Genomic DNA, 21709 nt, shown 5'->3' with positions numbered 1-21709 from the left:
CAAAGACCCTAACAATATCAATTGATTTTTCAATGCGGCTGCCCGACACTTTTGCCCGGAACAGCTTCAGGAGACGTGGTATCCGCAGGCCAGCGGGGCAACGATCCAGCCGAAAGGCTGGCTTGGCAGCCACCTATGCGGGCAGCACCGCAAGCAGGCACAGAGGAGGACGGACATGGGTTACGATCGCGGCAAGCTCGAAGCGTTGCGCCGCAAGTATGGCGAGAGCCATGGCGGCGAGATGTTCGACCCGAAATTCCGCAAGGTCGCCGACAAGATCTTCAACAAGTCGGGCACGCGCCTCGCCCCCTATTCCGGCATCCCGACCTTCCTGGCCGCGCCCTACCGGGAAATTGCCGCCGACAATGCTGATTTCGGCGACCTGCAGGTGGCGATGATCGGCGTGCCGATGGATCTCGGCGTCACCAATCGTCCCGGCTCGCGCTTCGGGCCGCGCGCGCTGCGCGCCATCGAACGCATCGGCCCCTACAACCATGTGCTGGAATGCGCGCCGACGCATGAGCTGCGGGTCGCCGACATCGGCGACACGCCATTCCGCAGCCGCTACCGGCTGGAGATCAGCCATGAGGACATCGAAAAGCGCACCAACCAGATCGTCGATGCCGGCGTGCTGCCGCTCTCGGTCGGCGGCGACCATTCGATCAGCCATCCGATCCTCAAGGCGGTCGGCAGACAAGCTCCTGTCGGCATGATCCATATCGACGCGCACTGCGACACCAGCGGGCTGTTCGACATGACCAAGTTCCACCATGGCGGACCGTTCCGCAACGCTGTGCTGGACGGCGTGCTCGATCCGTCGCGCACGATCCAGATCGGCATTCGCGGCTCGGCCGAATATCTGTGGGAGTTCACCTATGAGTCCGGCATGACCGTCGTGCATGCCGAGGAGGTGACCGGGCTCGGCATCCCGGCCATCATCGAGAAGGCGCGGAAAATTGTCGGCGACGGCCCGACCTACATCTCCTTCGACGTCGACAGCATCGATCCGGCCTTCGCGCCGGGCACCGGCACGCCGGAAGTCGGCGGGCTGACGACGCGCGAGGTGCTCGAGCTGCTGCGCGGCTTCAAGGGCCTCAACGTCGTCGGCGGCGACGTCGTCGAGGTGGCGCCGCAATATGACGCCACCACCAACACCGCCCATGTCGGCGCCCAGGTGCTGTTCGAGATCCTCAGCCTGATGGTGTTCAGCCCGGCGATCAAGAAGGGCTGACGATAACTCTTTGTTTTCACGCAATTCCGGACGGAAGCTATGCCGAAGTCGCCAAGCCTAAACCGCGTCACACTTTTCCTGGAATTGCTCTAACCAATACGGCCGCCGCGCTGGAGCCGGCGGCCGGGTGCAACAACAAGCTTCCAGCAGGGGAACCACAATGACACTTCATGCCAAGTTCAAGTCATCCATTGCCGCGGCGATGATGCTCGCCACGGCGGGCTTCGCTCTCGCCACCCAGGCCGCGAAGGCCGACGCTGTCGACGACATCACCAAGGCCGGCGCCATCAATGTCGGCATCTTCTCCGATTTCCCGCCCTTCTCCTCGGCCAGCGCCGACATGAGCATCAAGGGCTACGACGTCGACGTGGCGCAGGCGATCGCCGATGCCTTGAAAGTGAAGCTCAACCTGGTCAGCGTCACCGGCCAGAACCGCATCCCTTATCTCACCGACAAGCGCGTCGATATCCTGATGAGCGTCGGCTACTCGAAGGAGCGCGCTCAGGTGATCGATTTCGCCGCCGCCTACGCGCCCTATTACATCGCCGTCATCGGCCCGGCCGCGCTTGCCGTCAAAGGCAAGGAAGACCTCGCCGACAAGTCGATCGCCGTCAATCGCGGCACGCTCGAGGATACTTCTCTGACCCAGGCGGCTCCGGCTTCCGCCGACATCCGCCGTTTCGACAACTACAATTCCGTCATCCAGGCCTTCATCTCCGGCCAGACGCAACTGATGGTCGTCGGCAACGATGTCGGCGCGCAGGTGCTGGCCAAGCAGGATGCACTGAAGCCGGAGCAGAAGTTCCAGCTGCTCACCTCGCCTTCGCATATCGGCCTCAACAAGAACGAGGACCGGCTGAAGAAGGCCGTCAACGACGCCGTCGCCAAGATGCTGGCCGACGGCAAGCTGGACGAGAGCTCGAAGGCCTGGTTGAAGACGCCGCTCAATCCCGACAACCTCAAGGATTGATCCCGAGCGGTTCGGCTCCATAAGAGGCCCGAACCGCTTCCACTTTCTTCGCGCTAGGCGCGGCCAACAAGGTCAATCGCCATGGGCTACAGCCTGGACTTCGGCTGGCTTGCGGGTGCCGTGGGTGCGATCGCGCGCGGTGCGGGGACGACGATCCTCCTGATCGCCGTCACCACGCTCGCGGGAACTTTTCTCAGCATCCTCGGCGCGGCGGGAAAGAGAAACGGCCCCAAGCCGGTTCGCCTGGCGATCGCGGCCTATGTCGAGGTGATGCGCAACACGCCCTTTCTGGTGCAGCTTTTCTTCATCTTCTTCGGGCTGCCCAGCCTCGGCGTCAGGCTAGACCCGATCCTGGCCGCGATGCTGGCGATGACGCTCAATATGGCCGCCTACACGATCGAGATCGTCGGCGCGGGGCTCGACGCCGTGCCGCGCGGGCAGACGGAAGCCGCGCTGGCGCTTGGGCTGAGGCCTCACCAGGTGTTCGTCAAGATCGTGCTGCCGCAGGCGCTGAAGGTGATCTATCCGGCGCTGACCAGCCAGATCGTGATCATGATGCTGGAATCGGCCGTGGTGTCGCAGATCGCGGTGCGCGAGCTGACCTACGAAGCCGATATGCTGCAGGCGCGCACCTTCCGCGCCTTCGAAACCTATCTGGTGGTGACCCTGGTCTATCTCGGCCTGTCGATGGGACTGCGCCGGCTGCTGGTCGGCGGCGGGCGCCGCATTCTTGGAGCCGGCGTGTCATGATCGAGTTCACCTTCTGGGACATATTGCGCAACCTCCTGCTCGCTGCCCGCTGGACGGTGCTTTTGTCGCTCGCAGCCTTCATCGGCGGGGCGCTGGTCGGGCTGGTTGTGCTGTTCTTCCGCATCGCCAAGAACAAATGGGGGAAGCGGGTCGCCTCGGGCTACATCGCGCTGTTCCAGGGCACGCCGCTTTTGATGCAGCTCTTCCTGATGTTCTTCGGCCTGCCGATGCTGGGGCTGCGGATCGAGCCTTGGACGGCGGCGATGCTTGGGCTCACCTTCTTCGCCAGCGCCTATCTGGCCGAGATCTGGCGCAGCGGCGTCGACGCGCTGCCGCGCGGCCAATGGGACGCCGGCGCCAGCCTCGGGCTGCACTATCTGCAGGAGTTGAGGCTGATCATCCTGCCGCAGGCCTTCGCGATCACCCGCGCGCCGACCGTCGGCTTCCTGGTGCAGCTCATCAAATCGACGGCGCTGACCTCGATCATCGGCTTCGAGGAACTGGTCAGGACCTCGAACGCGATCAACAACGCGACCTTCGAGCCGTTCAAGGTCTATGGGCTGGTGGCGCTGATCTTCTTCGTCATGTGCTTTCCGCTGACGCAATACGCGCGGCGCCTGGAGCAACGCGCGGGAGCGCACTAGAGCATGATGCCGAAAAGTGTGAAGCGGTTTTCGGGCGACATCATGTTCTATCTCTTTGATTTAGAGACGGATTCTGATTTCAGGCCGACTCGACCTGAATTCATCCGGCTCTAAGCCGGCAAAGATACAAGGCGTGCAGGCTGCCGATCGTGCCGACAGCCTGTCTTGTCAATGCCCGAGGGCCAGCGCCGGCGCGATGCGGCCGCGCCGCAGCCAGCGCGCCAGCAGCAGTGCCGCCACCACAGCCAGTCCCGAGGCCAGGCCGATCCAGATGCCGACGCCGTTCAGGCCAAAATGGAAGGCGAGCAACACGCCGAGCGGCAGGCCGACGCCCCAATAGCCGATCGCCGCGTAGATCATCGGCACTTTGGTGTCGTGCAGGCCGCGCAGCATGCCGGCGGCCACCGCCTGGGCGCCGTCAAAAATCTGGAAAAGTGCTGCAAACACCAGGAACGACACGGCTAACGTGATCACCCTGGCATTGGCCGGATCGGCGAGATCGATGAAGGCGCTGATCAGCGCATGCGGCCACAGGATCATCACCAGGCCCATCAGCGCCATGAACGAGACGCCGATGACGAAGGCGGTCCAGCCGGCGCGCGAGACGCCTTCCGGATTGCCGGCGCCATGCGCCAGGCCGACGCGCACGGTCACCGCCTGGTTGAGGCCGAGCGGCACCATGAAGGAGATCGAGGCGATCTGGATGGCGATAGCGTGCGCGGCCAGCGAATCGGCATCGATCAGGCCCATGAGCAGGGCCGCCGCGTTGAAGATCGTCACCTCGAAGGCGAGGATGCCGGCGATCGGCAGGCCGAGCCTGAGCAGGCCGCGAAAGCGCGGCCAGTCGGAGCGCCAGAAGCGGCCGAACAGACGATAGCGGCGGAACTTCTTCTCCTTGATCACCACCACCGCCAGGCCGATGAACATCAGCGTGCTGGAGAGCGTGGTGGCGAGGCCGGAGCCGGCAATGCCCATCGATTTGACGCCGAGATTGCCGAACATGAACACCCAGTTGAAGAAGGCGTTGCAGGCGACCGCGACGAACACGATGATCAGTGCCCAGCCCGGCCGCTCCAGGGCCGAGATGAAGGAGCGCAGCACGATGTAGCCGTAGAAGGGCAGCACCGCCCATTGCAGCGAACGCAGATAGATGCCTGCCTGATGCGCGAGCTCCGGCTTCTGGCCCATGGCCAGCAGCACCTGTTCACCATGCCAGAGGAATACCCAGATCGGGACCGAGATCAGGATCGCCAGCCACAGGCCCTGGCGCACGGTGCGGCGCAGGTCGCGCACCGAATGGCGGCGACAGCCAAGCTCGGTCGCCATCATCGGCGAGGTCGCAAGCATCAGGCCAAGGCCGAAGATCATCGGCATGAAATAGAGGTTGGAGCCGAGCGCGCCGGCGGCCAGCGTATCCGGCCCCAGGCGGCCCATCATCATGACGTCTGTCGCGGTCATGGCGGTCTGGCCGAGATTGGTGAGCACCATCGGCCAGGCGAGCGCCAACGTCGCCCTGATTTCCTGACGCCAAAGATTTTCCGGCGCGCGAGCGCCGGCTTCGATCGCAGACATTATTCCGCTCTTTCAGATCGCGGCGCATCGGGACCATGCCCGGAAGCCGCACTGCAAACGGCGGAAATGCGCCGTTTGCGTCGCCTTGTGAACGAAATGCGACATTTTGGCAAGAGAGGAGGGCTGGTTAGCGATTGATCCAGCCAATGCAAGCCACCGCGGCCCGTCGCGACGACTGCCAGGTCGCTACCAGGTGCGACCAGCTACAGCGACACAGGCCATTGGGCGACACGCGACTCCGACGCCGCCCCCGGCAAGGTTCAGGCCTCCGCCGACGAAAGCAGCGGTTTGCGGCCGCCGAGTATGTAGGCGGCCGACTCAAGGATGATGCCGTTCGTGTTGATGTCGGTGACCTCGATGCGCTTGCCGGTCCGTTCAGACACTCCAGCGGAAAAACCCATTCCCTTCATCTTGGCGCGCTCCCTGACATGGGCCACGAGCTTTTGCGCGTAGTCGCCCGGCCGGGCCGCGAGCCATAGATAGGCGCCTTTGGAATTGACCAGCCGCAGAGAGTCGGAAAGCTTCGCCGCCTTGTCGAGCGCGGAGGTCTTCAACGTGTCGACCGGGAAAGTGCCGCCATCATCGGTCAGCTGGTAACCCTGATAGGTGAAATACGGAGGCCCGGCCATAGCGGTCTCGGAAACGCAGGTCAGGATGCCGGTATCCCGGAAGCGCTTCATCTGAGCGGCGTAGAGGATGTCCGCGATGAGGCGCCCGTGTGGTGACCCGCCCAACTCGATTTCCTCGGTGACATGGGGCTCGGTCGCGATGCGGCCGCGCCGCTGGATTTCCGCCATGGCCGCGAGGGCGGCGTCCATATCGTTGCTCGGATCGGGAGTGGTGAACGCCGCCGATATCGCCTCGCCCCAGAGGCTGTATCCGCGGCCGGCATAGCCGGCATAGCTGTTGTACGGTGCCGACGAAATCTTGCCGGCGTCACTGACCACATGCAACTCGCCGTCTTTGAGGACGGGCCCGAACGACCAATGCCGCACCAGCTTGAACACCGGGAAAGCACCCGCCGTGTAGCTGTCCAGAATCTTGAGTGCAACCAGCAGGCGTCCAACGTCGGCACTGTCGAAGCCATCGCGCTCGCCGCCCTTCGAGCTAAGCCGCCGCTCGGTATTTGGGAGCTTCACCCCGGCAAAGCTGAAATCACCCTGACTCAGGAATGCGAGGATTCGATTGATCATCTTCTCGAATTCGGTCTGGTCGATGATGCGCATTCGCTGAGCGGAAACCGCCGCCAGGATGTGCGATCCGGTATCCCACATCGTTGTGAACGGATATCCGGTCTGCCTGCCGAATTCGACCCACGACGTGGCGGGCGCCATGCCGTTGAAGTTCTTTGCACCCCAATCGAAATAGGTCCAGGCCAGTTCGGCATCGGCTCTCAGCGCTTCCTCTTCCAGCCGATGCGGATCGGGTTTTCTCCAGTCCTTCACCGACACGTCGGCACGGGCTTGCCTGACACGATCCACCTTCGGCATCGCGGGGCAGACGGCTTTGTAATACTCCGCGAAATTGACCAGCGTCGTGCCCGGCTCGCCCGACATCCGAGCGATGGAGTCGAGTATCACTTTCTTTTTTTCGGGCGTTTTGGCGGTGTCCGGGTGAACGCAAAAGACCGCGTCATTGTCCGCTCCAAGGTAATCGAAAACCTGTTCCTCGGAGAAATAGGGAAGGTCGCCCGTCCAGGCGCTTTCGAACTTGATGGTGTTGGACACATGCAGGAGTCCGTGCCTGTCGAGCCCATTGAACCAGCGCAGGGTCCCCTTCTCGGCGGCGAATATCGGCGTCCCTGTGCCAGCCACGGCATTGAGCGTGTTGTCGTCGAAATCGTCGTTCGGGGGAATGTAAGTCAGCGGCAGCCTGCCGGTGGAGCGGTAGATTTCGCTCATGCAGTCCCTGATGAGGTCGACATCCTTTCCGAGCGAGTTTCCGAGCAGTTCGGAAGGCGTATGGTGCCAGCCATGCCCAGCGATATCGTATCGCTGGTCCGCGAGCATCGATTGCAGATAGTCCTTGCTGCTTTCGTCCGCCGACAGCAGGCCCGCCTTGGGAGCCGGGATGATGGCGTCGGTAACTGGATAGCCGGCTTCAATGAGACCGCGCACGAAGGCCATGTGGCTCGGATCGGTGTCGCTGTCGAGGCGCAGATCGTCTACCCTGACCACGATGTAGCGCCTGCCGGTACCGCGGCTCTGCGCATAGAGCTTTTGCGGGGTCAGTACACGCGCGGCGCCGGATGAGGTGGCTGCAAGCACTGCCATGGCAACGCCAGCCGCATAGTCGGCCGCATCTGCGTTGGACAAACCGGCGAGCGCGTCAAAGGGGATTTCAACGATAATCGGGTCGGTGTTGGCGGTAAGAGCCGTGATGTTCGGCGCAAGCGTGGCCGGCGCCGTCAGGGCGGCGACAGTCCCATTGCCCGGTGTGGCGGATGTCCGCGCCGAGGCAAAGGTGTTCACAAGACCGGTGTTGGTCGTCCAGTAACCGCCATCCGACGGCTGCAGGCCAACCTTGTCGTCGTGTTCTCCCGCGAGACGAATGACGGTGCGGATGCCGGCGGACCGCATCGATGCGGCGTCCTGGTAGGATTGCAGCGGCTGATTGGTGGTCAGCGTCAGCGCGGTGATGACGGCCTTGGACTTGTAACGGTCGAACGCGTTGATCATGTGCGAGAAGGCGGCCTGCATTTCGCCCGCCTGCCGGGCCTGAAGATAAGGATCGGGCAGCGCGATCGTCGTGGCATGGATTCCGAATTCGATGGCGTTCGGAACCAGTTCCACGGACTGCCTGATCCACTTGGCCAGCCCCGAGCTGTAGCTTGGAATGTCGCCGGGGTCGCCAGTCATTTTGATGGTCATGGCGATCGGCAGACCTGCGGACGAGAAGGCGTTTGCGACAGCTCCGAGCTTGCCTGTATCGGCACGGGCGCCGACGCCGCTGACGATCACGATCAGCGGATTGGGCAGGCGCGCCGCCGCCGTGGCGACACCGCGGCCGGCAACGGCCAGGAGCGGGATGGTGATGCCGCCGAGAAGAAGCGAGCGCCGGGTAATGTTCATGAGTGCCTCCTGCCGGCGGCGGGGATCGCGTACCGCGCCGGGCTCACCCAGCGGCCGTCGGATTTCGCGGAGAAGGATTTGGCAAGGGCGCGCAGGAAAAGCGCGGCATCGAGAAGCCGGATGGCGGGAAAGGCGATGCCGTAGAGCATCAGGCTCGGCCGCCGCTCGATGAGCGCAACGATAAAAGTGAGCGCATAGTCGACGGCGAGAAACAACGCGAGGAGAATGAGAGGCGAGACCGGCCGTATCGCCAATTGGCCTATCGACAATGCGGGGATTTCAAAGCCGGTCGTCAGATACGCCAGGGTGGCCAACGGCAAGGCGAGGGCGAAAATCGATATGACGAGCAATTCCGCCAGCAAGCCGCCGAGCGAAAGCCAGAAACGGCTTGGCCAGACCCCGTGCCGGCGCACCGTCTGCCAGAAGCCGAGATACCAGCGTTGCACCTGTTTGCGATAGTCGGAGAGGCTGAAAGGGTCTTCCGACGAACATCGCGCTCTCGGCGTATAGGCGACGCGTCCCAGCCGTTTGTGCTGCACCTCGAAGGTCATGTTGAAGTCTTCGATGACAAGGCCCGGGGCCGTGATGTCGATCTGGATCAGAGCCTGGGTGCGATACATGCTTGCAAAGCCAGGCGCGATATAGCTCACGCTGGTCCATTTCCAGGACTGGCCATACTGGAACGCCGTCTGCAGGATCCTGTAGAGGCGTGTCCGATAGGCGGCGAAGAGCATATCCAGCGTCGGCAGGCGCTGATCGCGCCAGCGCGACAGGACATGGCCCGCGACGACGCAGACACCCGGATCGTCAAACAGCGGAAGGGCGTAGTCGAAATAGTGCGGGTCGATTTCGGAGTCGGCGTCCTGGATCAGCACGGCCTTGAACCGCTTGCAAAGGCGATAGTGCTTGATAGCCCGGTCTATGGCCTTGGCCTTGCCCCCGTTGGGCTGGATATCAAGGGCCCTGCAGCCCAGGCTTCGGGCGATAGCCACCGTGGCGTCTCTCGACCCGTCGCTGGCAACATAGATCTGCCGGGCCGGGATAATCGCCTTGAGAGCGGCAATGCATTTGGGAAGCGCGATCTGCTCGTTGTGCGCCGGAATGACGACCGCTACATCGGCGACCTTGATGGCGCGAGCGCCCGCGGCGACCTTGCGGCTGCCGAGCTCGGCGATGAAGCGCAGCAGTCCGACCGTGCACCAGAACGCGATGTTGATGCCCAGCGACGCACTGAGCACCATCAAGGTCAGGTTGAGGACGGCCGTCGCGCTCATGGCGAGGCGGGCTGCGGCCGATCGCCCAAGACCGGCGCGCTGCGGTCCTTGCTGCGCGCGAAGCCGAAAGCCGCGCGAGCCGGCTTGATCTCCATCGAGGCAAGCAGATCCTGATAACTCTGGCGAATGCCTGCTTCCAACGGAATGTTCGGCCGCCAGCCAAGAGCCCGCAGCTTGGTCGTGTCCGGCCAGCGGCCGCGGTGATCTTCGATGAAATGGTCGCGAAAGGCAGCTTCCCCCGAGAGCCCGGTCGCCTTTTTCACCGCGGAAAAGAGATCGCGGACGGTGATCTGTTCGTCACCGCCGACATTGTAAACCTCGCCGCTGTTGCCCTTCTCGACGACGGTGAGAAGCCCGTTCACCAGATCATCGACGTGGAGAAAGGTTCGCGTCTGTGTTCCGTCGCCATAGATCGGCACGGGTTGGCCGGCGATGAGGCGCGTCAACATACGCGGGATGACACGCTGGTCCTTGGGCGACATGGCCGGACCATAGGTGTTGAAAATGCGCACGATGCGCACCTCGACGCCGTATTTGCCGCCCCAGAAGCGGGTTAGCGCCTCGCCGAAGCGCTTGCCTTCCTCGTAAGGACTGCGCGGGCCGACGGGATCGACCCGCCCGACGTAAGTTTCAACCTGCGGGAAAACGTCCGGATCGCCGTAAGCCTCGGCGGTGCTGGCAAACAGATATTTCGCCTTGCACCTGCGCGCTATCTTCAACAGGTTCAGCGTCCCGGCGGACGAGGCCATCAGCATCTGCTCGCCCAGCCGCTTGATGTTGGGAACGCCCGTGGGACAGGCCAGGTTATAGACATGGCTGTAACGGCGACGCTGCAATCGGCGGCAAATTGCCGGATCGGCGACATCCATCTTGATGAACCCGAAGTTCCGATGCCGCGACAACTGGTCGACATTCGCCTGGCGACCGGTGGAGAGATTGTCGACGACGTCGACATGCGCGCCCTGATCGAGAAGGCGACGGGCCAGATTGGTCCCGAGACACCCCGCGCCTCCCGCGATAAGGCATCTGACCTCGTTGCTGTTCATGCTCATAGAGCGACAATCCTCGCTTGCAAAAGAAGAGAGCCGCACCCCCTAATTGTGCGCCTTTCTCCATGAAACGAGGATTTCCCCAGGCAATGCAACTAATAGTTAATAATATGATAAACAACAGTGGTTAATTACGGCCTTGTAATCATTGCCTTTTTTGGGACTTGTTTTTTAACGTGATCTAAAATGAAACAAGTGCGTGCGAAGCCGGCACAAGCAGCACACTTGACAATCCAAAGAATTTTGACCCGGCGCGGACCGCTGTTCTTTGCCTTTGCGGCTCCGCGCATGGCTCAGACGCGCATGAAACCGCGTGGCACAAGAGTTGCATGGCGACCCGCGACAATGTGGGGTTATGACGCCGGCTACCAGAAGTCCTGTCCGTCAGAATTCACGGCATTGCAATGCGGCGCCCGTCCCGGGCCAGCGCCACCGATGGAGGCAACAATGACTTCGGCCGAGCAGGCTCGCGGCGCGACACTTCATTCAAGACTTGAATCACGAACGGCCACGATCGGCATCATCGGACTTGGCTATGTCGGGCTGCCGCTTGCCGCGGTTGCGGCGCGAGCCGGCTTCCGGGTGATCGGCTTCGATATCGACAACAGCAAGGTCGAGAGACTGAAAGCGGGCCGGTCCTATATCGGCGCCGTTACCGACGAGGCCTTGCAGGACATCAGCGCGAGCGGGTCTTTCCAGGCGACATCGGATTTCGCGGCCATCGAGGAATGCGATGTCATCTCCATATGCGTCCCCACGCCGCTGACAAAGCAGCGCGAGCCCGATCTTTCCTTCGTGGAAGGAACAACGCGCGCCATCGCGGCCCATCTGCGCAAGCACCAGCTTGTCGTGCTGGAATCGACCACATATCCCGGCACCACCGATGAGGTGATGAAGCCCATACTGGAAGCGACGGGCTACAAATCCGGCAGGGATTTCTTCCTCGGCTATTCGCCGGAACGCGAGGATCCGGGCAGCATAGGCTTTGAAACCGCTACCATTCCGAAGGTTGTCGCCGGCGACGGCCCAGTCGCTGCGAAACTGGTGGCGCTCTTCTACGGCGCGATCGTGGAGAAAGTGGTGCCTGTCTCAACCATCAAGGTGGCTGAGGTGGTGAAGCTGACGGAAAACATCTTCCGGGCCGTCAACATCGCTTTGGTCAATGAGCTCAAGGTCATCTATTCCGCGATGGGGATAGACATCTGGGAAGTCATCGAGGCGGCAAAGACGAAGCCCTTTGGCTACATGCCGTTCTATCCCGGTCCGGGGCTCGGCGGACATTGCATCCCGATCGACCCGTTCTACCTGACCTGGAAGTCGCGCGAGTTCGAGGTGTCGACGAAGTTCATCGAGCTTGCCGGCGAGATCAACGTCTCCATGCCGCACTATGTCATGTCCAAGCTGTCGGAAGCCCTCGACACGCAGCTTGGCCTGCCGTTGAGCCAGGCAGCGATCCTGATCGTCGGCGTTGCCTATAAGAAGAACGTGGCGGACGTGCGTGAAAGTCCGGCGCTCAAGCTGATCGAGCTGCTCGAAACACGCGCGGCGGACATTGCCTATCACGACCCTCATGTCGCGCGGATACCGAAGACGCGCAAACACCCGACTCTGGCCGGCAAGGATTGCATCCGCCTCAACCGCGACTCCATCGCGGCCTATGATGCGGTCGTCATCGTCACCGATCACGATGGGGTGGACTACGGGCTGCTGGCAAATCATTCGCGCCTGATCATCGACACGCGAAACGCCATGCAGCGCAACGGCATCGTCTGCGACCGGGTGGTAAAAGCCTGACGGAAACCGGAAATTTCTCACCTACGGCATGGCGCATCCGCAATGATCCGGGCCACGGCAGTGCCGAGCGACGAGTGCCCTGTAGTCCGGGTCGGTGTTTCCGGAGAAGGCGCAGCCAATCTCAAGACCACGGCTGCGCCCCAGTTCCTTGAGCCGAACGCCCAAGTCCGCCACGTTACCCAATCGCGTCGAGCGCCTGCCGCTGGCGATGCATTTCGAGGAAGATGCGGTAGTCGCGGTCGAAGCGGGCGCCGGCGGCCTTGTTGGGCGCGCGCGTCCTGCCGCCCTGCTGCATGGCGACACAGGCCGCGTTGAGATCGCCATAGAGTCCGGCGGCGGTCGCCGCCACCATGCCGGTGCCGAGCAGCACCGCCTCGTCGGCCAGCGGCTCGACCACCGTGCAGCCGGTGGCGTCGGCATAAAGCTCCATCAAAAGCGGGTTCTTGGTGTGACCGCCGGTGACATGCAGCGTGTCGATCAGATAACCGTTCTCGTTCAGCGCCTCCAGCACATGGCGCACGCCAAGCGCGATGCCGACGGCAGTGCGCCAGTAGAGCTTGCACAGGCTGTCGAAGGAGGAATCGAGCGTCAGGCCGCTGATGACGCCGACCGCGTGCGGGTCGGCGAGCGGCGAACGGTTGCCGTGAAAGTCCGGCAGCACATGCAGCCTTGCGGCCAGCGCATCGCCGTCCTCGGCGCGCAGCTCGGCGACGCGGCTGGCGATCTTCATATGCATGGCCGCGTCCGGCTCACCGCCGGCGCCGTGCCAGCGGATGATGTGGTCGAGCAGCGCGCCGGTGGCCGACTGGCCGCCTTCCGCCAGCCACAGCGTCGGCAGTGCCGCGCCGTAATAGGGGCCCCAGACGCCGGCAAAGGGCTGCGGGTCGGGCGACATCGCCATGACGCAGGACGACGTGCCGGCGATCAGCGCCAGATGCCGGCTGATGTTTTGCTCATCGCCGGCAAAGCCGCCGAGCACGCCGAGCGCGCCCGCGTAGGCGTCGATGACGCCGGCGCCAACCCGGCACTTCTCGGTCAGCCCAAGTTCCGCCGCCGATTGCGCCGTCAATGCGCCGATGTCAGCGCCGACGGAGCTGGCTTTCTCCGGCAGATTGCCGTGCTCGAACAGGTCGCCGAGGCCGACAAGCTCGAAGAAATCGCGCCGCCAGCTTTTTTCCTCATGCGCGAGATAGGTCCATTTGGCGGTGAGCGTGCATTGCGAGCGGGCAAGCGAGCCGCTTGCCTTCCAGGTCAGGAAATCGGCGAGGTCGAATAGGTAGCCGGCTTCATTCCAGGTCTTCGGCAAATGACGCTTCAGCCACATCAGCTTCGGCGTCGCCATCTCAGGCGACATCACGCCGCCGATATAATCGAGAACGGCATGACCGCTCGTCGTGCATTCATCGGCCTCGGCGATGGCGCGGTGATCGAGCCAGACGACGGTGTCCCAGCGCTTCTCGCCGGTGACCGAGACGCTGAGCTGGCCACCCTGCCTGTCGCGAACGACCAGCGAGCAGGTGGCATCGAAAGAGATGCCGGCGATTTCGCCTGCGGCGACGCCGGATTTCTGGAGAGCGACCCGCACGGCCTTGCACACCGCCGACCAGACATCTTCCGAATCGTGCTCGGCATGATCGGGCTTGGGCTGATGCATGGCGATCGGATGGTCGGCGCGGCCGAGCAGGTTGCCCCGCGAGTCGAGAATGCCCGCGCGAGCGCTTCCGGTGCCGACATCGACCGCGCAAACAAAGCTTTTCGTCAAGATGCTTTTACTCTCGCTCCCAGGCCTGCAATCAGATCGGGCAATTGCAGCATGTCAGCGAATATAGAGTCCGGCTCCGTCGACGCAAGCCGCGCCTTGAGGGCGGGGTTGGACGCATGCGAGCCACCGGTGAATGCAAGGACGCGCATGCCCGCCGCTCGAGCCGCGGCAATGCCGGCGGGACTGTCCTCGATCACCAGGCAGTTGCGCGGATGCGCCCGCATGCTGGCGGCAGCATGGAGGAAAAGGTCGGGAGCCGGCTTGCCGCTTTTGACCATTGTGGCGCTGAAGAGATGCGGCTCCAGAAGCGAGAGCAGGCCGGTGACGTCGAGCGCGTAGCGGATGCGTTCCAGCGTGCCTGACGAGGCGACGCAGCAAGGCGGCCCGAGCTTCGGCAGCACCTCCTTGACGCCGGCGATCGGCTTCAGTTCCTCGCGGAATTTGCGCATCAGGTCGACGCGCATGGCCGTCAGATGCTGGTCGCTGATTTCCAGTCCGAAGTCGCGGCCGAGGATTTCACGGACGCTTTTCATGCTTTTGCCGAGGAAGTGCTCGTAGGCGGCGTCTTCGCTGACCGCGCCGCCGGCGCGCTCGATCATGCCAAGCAGCGCCGAAACCGAAAGCGCCTCGCTGTCGACCAGGACGCCGTCACAGTCGAAGATGACCAGTTCGGGCGTCATCGAGGCATGCTTCCAGTGGGTCTTAGATCAGGATAACGCTTCGTTGAATCGTCATCCTGAGCCAACTCTTTGTTGGAGCGTGATCTATTCCGAAAACCGGTTCCCACTTTTCGGGATCACGCTCTAGAGCTTTCCGGCGAGATAGCGCGTCAGGGTTTCGCGCGCGCCGTTCGCCCACAGGACCTTCAAGGCATGGGCGAAGGCCTCGGCGAAGACGGGCGAGCGGCCGACATCGCCATAGATGTCCTCCATCGCCAGCCAGGCCTTCGGATCGCCCTTCGCCGCTTTCGCGGTCGCCTGCATGCGGTCCCAGCTCGGGTCGTTCGGCTCGATGACGGCGCCGCTGTCGGTGGTGCCGAAGCAGTAGCGGCACCACAAGGCCGATTCCAGCGCGAGACCAGCGACGCCCTTGCCCGCCTTGAGCCGGTCGGCGATCGTCGGGATGATGAATTTCGGCTGACGATTGGAGCCGTCGAGGCAAAGCCTGCGGATGGTGTCGCCGATCTTCGGATTGGAGAAGCGGCCCTCGATGAGCTGGTAATAGTCCTCCAGATCGGTGTCCGGCACGGGCGGCACGGTCGGGATGATCTCGTCATGCTCGAGCTTGGCGAGGAAGGCCCGCACCAGTGGCTCCTGCATGCCTTCATGGACGAAATGGATGTCCATCAGCCCGGCTGGATAGGCGATGGTGGCGTGGCCGCCATTGAGGATGCGGATCTTCATCAGCTCGTAAGGCGAGACATCCTTGACGAACTGGACGCCGACCTTCTCCAGCGCCGGGCGGCCGGCGGTGAAATGATCCTCCAGCACCCATTGCTTGAACGGCTCGCAAAACACCGGCCAATTGTCCTCCAACCCGAAATCGTCGGCGAGGATCTTGCGCTCGCGGTCGGTGGTGGCCGGCGTGATGCGGTCGACCATGCCATTCGGGAAGGCGACCTTGTCCTCTACCCATTTGGCAAGGTCCTCGTCGATCAGCCGTGCCAGGCCTATGACGCCGTCGGACGTGACATGGCCGTTATGGGGGATGTTGTCGCAGGACATGATTGTGAACGGCACGATGCCGTCGGCGCGCCTGCGCAGCAGCCCGGCGAGGATGATGCCGAAAACCGTTTTGGGCGCTGCGCCTGCTTGAGCGTCGGCAACGATGTCGGGATGGGCCGGGTTGAATTTGCCGGAGGCCGGGTCGATGAAATAGCCGCCCTCGGTGATGGTCAGCGAAACGATCTTGATCGCCGGGTCGGCAAGCTGGTCGATGATCGCGGCAGTATCGCCGGGCGTCAGGAAATCGATCATGGCGCCGGTGACGCGGGCGCTCATATGACCCTGGTCCTGCTCGACCACGGTGGTCAGCCAGTCCTGTTCCTCGAGCTTGGCGCGGCCGACCTTCTCACCCTCGAACACGCCGGCGCCGATCAGCGCCCAGTCATGGCCCTCGCCGGTGCCGAAGAGGTCGTCGAGATAGACCGCCTGGTGCGAGCGGTGGAAGTTGCCGACGCCGAAATGGACAATGCCCGCCTTCAGGGTGGAGCGGTCGTATTTCGGACCGGCGACCTTGGCCGGCAGCCTGGCGAGGTTCGAGGAAGAGAGTTTTACGGTCATCGCATTTTACCCTTTGGCCGATCGGCGGCCCGACTGTTTCCGCCTTCTTCGGGTGGGCGAGGATGAGGGGCAACACCTGGTGTTCCAGCATGCTGCCCCTCACCTGCCCCGCGGCGTCTTCTCCGGAGGAAAGAAGAGAAGCGCCTCCCCCCTCAACTCATCCCCGTCAACTCATCCATTGGCCGCCATCGACGTTGTAGGTCTGGGCGACGATGTATTCGGCCTCGTCGCTGGCGAGGAAGACCGCCATGCCGGCGAGATCCTCGGGCTTGCCCATGCGGCCGTAGGGAACGCCCTCGCCGACAAGCCGCTTCTTCTCGCCTTTCGGCCGGTTCTCATATTTGGCGAACAGCGCGTCGACCTGATCCCACATGTCGCTGTCGACGACGCCCGGCGCGATGCCGTTGACGTTGATACGGTGCTTGATGAGATCGAGCCCGGCCGATTGGGTGAGCGAGATGACGGCGGCCTTGGTGGCGCAGTAAACGGCGACCAGCGGCTCACCGCGGCGGCCGGCCTGGCTCGCCATGTTGATGATCCTGCCGCCCTTGCCTGCGGCGATCATCGAGCGGGCGGCCGCCTGCAGCATGAAGAGCGTGCCGGCGACATTGACCGCGAACAGCTTTTCATAGCTCGCCTTGGTTATCTCGACGATCGGCGCCAGGTCGAACAGGGCGGCGTTGTTGATCAGGATGTCGAGGCCGCCGGTCCTGGCCTCGACCGCCTTCACCGCCGCATCGATCGAAGCCAGGTCGGTGACGTCGAGTTGGACAGCGTAAGCTCCTGGGCCGATCGCTTTCGCCGTCGCTTGCGCCGCTTCCAGGTCGATATCGGCAATCGCCACCGTCGCACCTTCGCGCGCATAGGCTTCGGCGAAGGCCCTGCCGATGCCGCGCGCCGATCCGGTGATCAGCGCCGATTTGCCCTTCAACCTCACTGCGCCAGCGCCTTGCCGTCGGCGCTGAAGCGATGCAGCTTGGCCTTGTCGGGCGTCAGATAGACGGTGTCGCCATGCCTCACCGCAACCTCGCCGTCGGCCCGGACATTGACGGTGCCGATGCCGTCCGCCTGGACGTGCAGGAAGGTGTCGGAACCGAGATGCTCGGCAACGCCGACCGTCGCCTTCCAATCACCTGACGTGGTCGAGATGTTGAGATGCTCGGGCCGGATGCCGATGGTCTTGGCGCCATACTTTTCCGCCGGCGCGCCCTCTATCATGTTCATCTTGGGCGAGCCGATGAAGCCGGCGACGAAGAGGTTCTTCGGCGTCTTGTAAAGCTCCATCGGCGAGCCGACCTGCTCGATATTGCCGGCGTTGAGCACGACGATCTTGTCGGCCATGGTCATGGCTTCGACCTGGTCGTGGGTGACGTAGATCATCGTCGTCTTCAGCTGATGGTGCAGCTCGCTGATCTCCAGGCGCATCGTGCCGCGAAGTGCGGCGTCAAGGTTGGAGAGCGGCTCGTCGAACAGGAAAGCCGAGGGCTGGCGCACGATGGCGCGGCCGATGGCGACGCGTTGGCGCTGGCCGCCGGAGAGCTGGCCGGGGCGACGCTCGAGATAGTTGGTGAGGTTCAGCACGCGGGCGGCGTCCTTGACCTTCTTGTCGATGGTCGCCTGGTCCTCGCCGGCCATCTTCAACGGGAAGGCGATGTTCTTGGCGACCGTCATATGCGGGTAGAGCGCGTAGGACTGGAACACCATGGCCAGCTTGCGCTTGGCCGGAGCCTCCTGAGTGACGTCGCGGCCGTCGATGGTGATGGTGCCTCCGCTGACGTCCTCAAGCCCGGCGATGAGGCGCAGCAGCGTTGACTTGCCGCAGCCGGACGGACCGACGAACACGACGAACTCGCCGTCCTCGATATTGAGGTCGATGTCGGGAATGATCGTCGTCGACCCGAAGGACTTGGAGACGTTCTTGAGCGTGATGTTTCCCATGGTTTTCCTCCCCGGGGGATTTCTTCGTCGTCCGCCGCTTGGCAGTGCTCTTACTTCACGGCGCCGTCCCTATTTCACAGCACCAAAGGTGAGGCCGCGCACCAGCTGCTTCTGGCTGAACCAGCCCATGATCAGGATCGGCGCGATCGCCAGCGTCGAGGCCGCCGAGAGCTTGGCCCAGAACAGGCCTTGCGGGCTGGAGAAGGAGCTGATGAAGGCGGTGAGCGGTGCGGCATTGGTGGTGGTGAGCCGGATCGTCCAGAACGCCTCGTTCCAGGCCAGGATGATGTTCAAGAGCATCGTCGAGGCGATGCCGGGAACGGCCATCGGCGTCAGCACATAGATGATCTCGTTCCACAGCGAGGCGCCGTCCATGCGCGCCGCTTCCAGGATCTCGCCCGGAATCTCGCGGAAATAGGTGTAGAGCATCCACACCACGATCGGCAGGTTGATCAGCATCAGCATGACGGTGAGGCCGATGCGGCTGTCGAGCAGGCCGGTGTCGCGGAAGATCAGGTAGATCGGAAACAGCACCGCGACGGCCGGCATCATCTTGGTGGAGAGCATCCACATCAGGATGTCCTTGGTGCGCTTGGTCGGCGAGAAAGCCATCGACCATGCCGCCGGGACAGCGACCAGGAGAGCCAGGACGGTGGAGCCGACCGACAGGATCACCGAGTTCAGGAAGAACTTGAAATAGCCGCTCTGCGCCTGCACCTCGGCGTAGCTTTCCATGGTGCCCGACGGGATCAGGGCAAAGCCCTGGATCGCCTCCTGCTCCGACTTGAACGAGGTAATGATCGTATAAAGGATCGGAAAGAAGATCAGCAGGGCGACGATCCAGGCCGCGGCCGTGGCGATGGTCTTGTGCTGGGTGGTGACTGCGCGTGCCATCTTGTCCTCCCTATTTGTCGAGGTTCTTGCCGACGGCGCGCATGGCGAAGAAGGCAACGATGTTGGCGAGAATGACGGCGATCACGCCACCGGCGGACGCCTGACCGATTTTGAACTCCAGCAGCGCCTTCTGGTAGACGAGGAAAGGCAGGTTGGTGGAGGCATAGCCCGGGCCGCCATTCGTGGTGACCAGTATCTCGGCATAGATCGAGAGCAGGAAGATCGTCTGGATCAGGATGACGACGGTGATGGCGCGCGACATATGCGGCAGCGTCAGATAGATGAAACGGCTGATGAAGCCGGCGCCGTCCATCTCGGCCGCCTCTTTCTGCTCGCCGTCGAGCGACTGCAGCGACGTCAACAGGATCAGCGTCGCGAAAGGCAGCCATTGCCAGGCGACGATGATGATGACTGCCGTCAGCGGATGCTGCCCGAACCAGTCGACCGGTTGGACGCCGAAGAAGCGCGCAATGTCGGCGAAGACGCCGTATTGCGGGTGCATGATCATGTTCTTCCAGACGAGTGCGGCAACCGGCGGCATGACGAAGAACGGCGAAATGACCAGGATGCGCACGATGCCCTGGCCCCAGATCGGCTGGTCGAGCAGCAGCGCAAGAAGAATGCCGCCTATGATGGTGATCAGGAGGACCGCCACGACGATGGTCAGGGTGTTGAGAATGGCGGCGAAGAACGCCGGATTGTCGTAGAACAGCTTGTAGTTGGACAGCCCGACGAAGCCGTCGCGGATCGGGTTCAGCGGATTGTATTGCAGGAACGAGAACCAGAGCGTGAAAGCCAGCGGCACGATCATCCAGATGAACAGCAGGATCACCGATGGCGCCATCATGAAACGGGCAAGCGAACGGGTTTGTTGAGTAGCCATGGCGGTCACCCTCCCAAAGTCAGCCGGATTTTCAGAGTTGTGCCAGAGTTTTCCCGATTTTGAAGGGTGGCCGCCCGAACTGGGTTTCGGGCGGCCACCTGCCGGTCATGGTAGGCGACCGGCATTCGGCACCGGGAGGAGCCTTACTTGATGTAGCCGCCCTCGGTCATCGCCGCGGTGGCCGCGTCCTGAGCCTGCTTCAGCGCATCGTCGACGCTCGACTGGCCGGCGAGCGCCGCCGAGAAGAGCTGGCCGATGGTGGTGCCGAGGCCCTGGAATTCAGGAATGGCGACGAACTGCACACCGACATAGGGCACCGGCTTGACGGTCGGATGCGTCGGGTCGGCGGCGTTGATGGAGTCCAGCGTCATCTTCGCGAAAGGCGCTGCCTTCTGATACTCCGCATTGGCGTAGAGCGAGGAGCGCGTGCCCGGAGGAACGTTGGCCCAACCTTCCTTCGCAGCGACCAGCTCGGCATAGTGCTTGCTGGTTGCCCAGGAGACGAATTTCTCGGCGGCATCGGCCTTCTTAGTGCCGGCCGGGACCGCGAGCGACCATGCCCACAGCCAGTTGCCGCGCTTGCCGAGACCGTTGTCGGGCGCCAGCGCGTAGCCGACCTTGTCGGCGACCTGCGAGGCCTTCGGATCGGAAACGAAGGACGCCGCGACGGTGGCGTCGATCCACATGCCGCACTTGCCCTGCTGGAACAGCGCCAGGTTCTCGTTGAAGCCGTTGGACGAAGCGCCTTCCGGACCGTCGGCCTTCATCAGGTCGACATAGAACTGCAGCGTCTTCTTCCATTCCGGCTGGTCGAATTGCGGCTTCCAGTTCTCGTCGAACCAGCGGGCGCCGAAGGAATTCGACATGGCGGTGAGGAAGGCCATGTTCTCGCCCCAGCCGGCCTTGCCGCGCAGGCACACTCCGTTCACGCCGTTGGCGCGGTCGGTCATCTTGTCGGCGGCCTGCTTGATGAAGTCCCAGGTCGGCGCGTCGGGCATCTTGAGCCCGGCTTTCTCCATCAGGTCCTTGCGGTACATGACGAAGGAGCTTTCACCGTAGAAGGGCGCGGCATAGAGCTTGCCGTTGACCGAAAGGCCGCCGGCGATGGCCGGGATGATGTCCTTGACGTCGTAGTCGTTGCCGAGCTTGTCGAGCGGCAGGAGCCAGCTCTGCTTTGCCCAGATCGGAACCTCGTAGGTGCCGATGGTCATGACGTCGTACTGGCCACCCTTGGTGGCGATGTCGGTGGTGACGCGCTCGCGCAGCACGTTCTCTTCAAGCGTGACCCAGTTGAGCTGGATGTCGGGGTTAGCCTTGGTGAAGTCGTCCGTCAGCTTCTGCATGCGGACCATGTCGCCATTATTGACGGTGGCGATGGTGATGGATTCGGCATGCGCGGCGAAAGCAAGAGCACTGGCCGACAACAGGCCCAGGGTGAGCGTGCGAAGTTTCATCAATTCCTCCCATAAACCAAGTTGAGCATTTGCCTTGGCTTTGGGCAATTACTCACTTGGCATGAATTATGTCAAGCCGGAATCTGTGCTGCAGCGCAACAGAAATGACGCAACGTGACCCCAACCCGGCGATGCGGCCAG

The 21709-nt window shown here is 62.9% G+C and carries 17 protein-coding genes; 5 read left to right on the top strand and 12 right to left on the bottom strand.

Annotated elements, in window-relative coordinates; genetic code table 11:
* Window positions 1–175: 175 nt before the first annotated feature.
* The 4 genes from speB to ACWGS9_RS17115 all read left to right on the top strand — a co-directional run bounded on the left by speB (window position 176) and on the right by ACWGS9_RS17115 (window position 3595).
* Window positions 176–1231, top strand: coding sequence for an agmatinase (speB, locus tag ACWGS9_RS17130; RefSeq protein WP_454506361.1), 1056 nt, complete (start codon window positions 176–178; stop codon window positions 1229–1231).
* Between the two features lie 160 nt (window positions 1232–1391).
* Window positions 1392–2201 carry a transporter substrate-binding domain-containing protein gene (locus tag ACWGS9_RS17125; RefSeq protein WP_454506360.1) on the top strand — a complete coding sequence of 270 codons (810 nt, stop codon included), beginning with the start codon at window positions 1392–1394 and terminating at the stop codon, window positions 2199–2201.
* 81 nt (window positions 2202–2282) lie between these two features.
* Entirely contained in the window at window positions 2283–2951 is a 669-nt protein-coding gene (locus ACWGS9_RS17120; protein WP_454506359.1) for an amino acid ABC transporter permease, read from the top strand.
* Complete coding sequence (locus tag ACWGS9_RS17115; protein WP_454506358.1) at window positions 2948–3595, top strand: amino acid ABC transporter permease; 648 nt, start codon at window positions 2948–2950, stop codon at window positions 3593–3595. Before ACWGS9_RS17120 ends, ACWGS9_RS17115 begins: the two co-directional genes overlap by 4 nt.
* 168 nt (window positions 3596–3763) lie before the next feature.
* On the opposite strand, the gene ACWGS9_RS17110 is transcribed toward ACWGS9_RS17115, so the two are convergent.
* From ACWGS9_RS17110 to ACWGS9_RS17095, 4 genes are all read right to left on the bottom strand, one after another.
* Window positions 3764–5167 carry an MATE family efflux transporter gene (locus ACWGS9_RS17110; RefSeq protein ID WP_454506357.1) on the bottom strand — a complete coding sequence of 468 codons (1404 nt, stop codon included), beginning with the start codon at window positions 5165–5167 and terminating at the stop codon, window positions 3764–3766.
* 260 nt (window positions 5168–5427) lie between these two features.
* Window positions 5428–8238: a DUF3131 domain-containing protein gene (locus ACWGS9_RS17105; RefSeq protein WP_454506356.1), complete on the bottom strand. Its 2811-nt coding sequence runs from the start codon at window positions 8236–8238 to the stop codon at window positions 5428–5430.
* The gene (locus tag ACWGS9_RS17100) at window positions 8235–9512 is read right to left on the bottom strand and encodes a glycosyltransferase family 2 protein (RefSeq protein ID WP_454506355.1); all 1278 of its coding nucleotides are present in this window, start codon (window positions 9510–9512) and stop codon (window positions 8235–8237) included. The genes ACWGS9_RS17105 and ACWGS9_RS17100 overlap by 4 nt, the downstream gene beginning before the upstream one ends.
* A complete protein-coding gene (locus tag ACWGS9_RS17095) occupies window positions 9509–10564 on the bottom strand; it encodes an NAD-dependent epimerase/dehydratase family protein (protein ID WP_454506354.1) in 1056 nt (351 codons plus the stop codon). Before ACWGS9_RS17095 ends, ACWGS9_RS17100 begins: the two co-directional genes overlap by 4 nt.
* Before the next feature lie 444 nt (window positions 10565–11008).
* Between ACWGS9_RS17095 and ACWGS9_RS17090 the strand changes: the two genes are divergently transcribed.
* Window positions 11009–12355 (top strand): nucleotide sugar dehydrogenase, encoded by a 1347-nt coding sequence (locus ACWGS9_RS17090; protein WP_454506353.1) that lies wholly within the window; start codon window positions 11009–11011, stop codon window positions 12353–12355.
* 175 nt (window positions 12356–12530) lie between these two features.
* Here ACWGS9_RS17090 and ACWGS9_RS17085 read toward each other — a convergent pair whose 3' ends face one another.
* The 8 genes from ACWGS9_RS17085 to ACWGS9_RS17050 all read right to left on the bottom strand — a co-directional run bounded on the left by ACWGS9_RS17085 (window position 12531) and on the right by ACWGS9_RS17050 (window position 21568).
* A complete protein-coding gene (locus ACWGS9_RS17085; RefSeq protein ID WP_454506352.1) occupies window positions 12531–14117 on the bottom strand; it encodes an FGGY-family carbohydrate kinase in 1587 nt (528 codons plus the stop codon).
* Complete coding sequence (locus ACWGS9_RS17080) at window positions 14114–14797, bottom strand: HAD family hydrolase (protein ID WP_454506351.1); 684 nt, start codon at window positions 14795–14797, stop codon at window positions 14114–14116. The genes ACWGS9_RS17085 and ACWGS9_RS17080 overlap by 4 nt, the downstream gene beginning before the upstream one ends.
* A 123-nt stretch (window positions 14798–14920) precedes the next feature.
* Window positions 14921–16399, bottom strand: coding sequence for a mannitol dehydrogenase family protein (locus tag ACWGS9_RS17075; protein WP_454506350.1), 1479 nt, complete (start codon window positions 16397–16399; stop codon window positions 14921–14923).
* A 166-nt stretch (window positions 16400–16565) separates the two neighbouring features.
* Entirely contained in the window at window positions 16566–17336 is a 771-nt protein-coding gene (locus ACWGS9_RS17070) for an L-iditol 2-dehydrogenase (protein ID WP_454506349.1), read from the bottom strand.
* On the bottom strand, window positions 17333–18337 hold the full coding sequence (locus ACWGS9_RS17065) for an ABC transporter ATP-binding protein (protein ID WP_454506348.1): 1005 nt from the start codon (window positions 18335–18337) through the stop codon (window positions 17333–17335). Before ACWGS9_RS17065 ends, ACWGS9_RS17070 begins: the two co-directional genes overlap by 4 nt.
* A gap of 69 nt (window positions 18338–18406) precedes the next feature.
* Window positions 18407–19231 (bottom strand): carbohydrate ABC transporter permease, encoded by an 825-nt coding sequence (locus ACWGS9_RS17060; protein ID WP_454506347.1) that lies wholly within the window; start codon window positions 19229–19231, stop codon window positions 18407–18409.
* A 10-nt stretch (window positions 19232–19241) separates the two neighbouring features.
* Entirely contained in the window at window positions 19242–20114 is an 873-nt protein-coding gene (locus ACWGS9_RS17055; protein ID WP_320216372.1) for a carbohydrate ABC transporter permease, read from the bottom strand.
* A 143-nt stretch (window positions 20115–20257) separates the two neighbouring features.
* The gene (locus ACWGS9_RS17050; protein ID WP_454506346.1) at window positions 20258–21568 is read right to left on the bottom strand and encodes an ABC transporter substrate-binding protein; all 1311 of its coding nucleotides are present in this window, start codon (window positions 21566–21568) and stop codon (window positions 20258–20260) included.
* Between the last annotated feature and the right edge of the window lie 141 nt (window positions 21569–21709).

The organism is Mesorhizobium sp. Arg314, from assembly GCF_053714275.1.
This window is presented reverse-complemented; position numbering and strand designations above follow the sequence as displayed.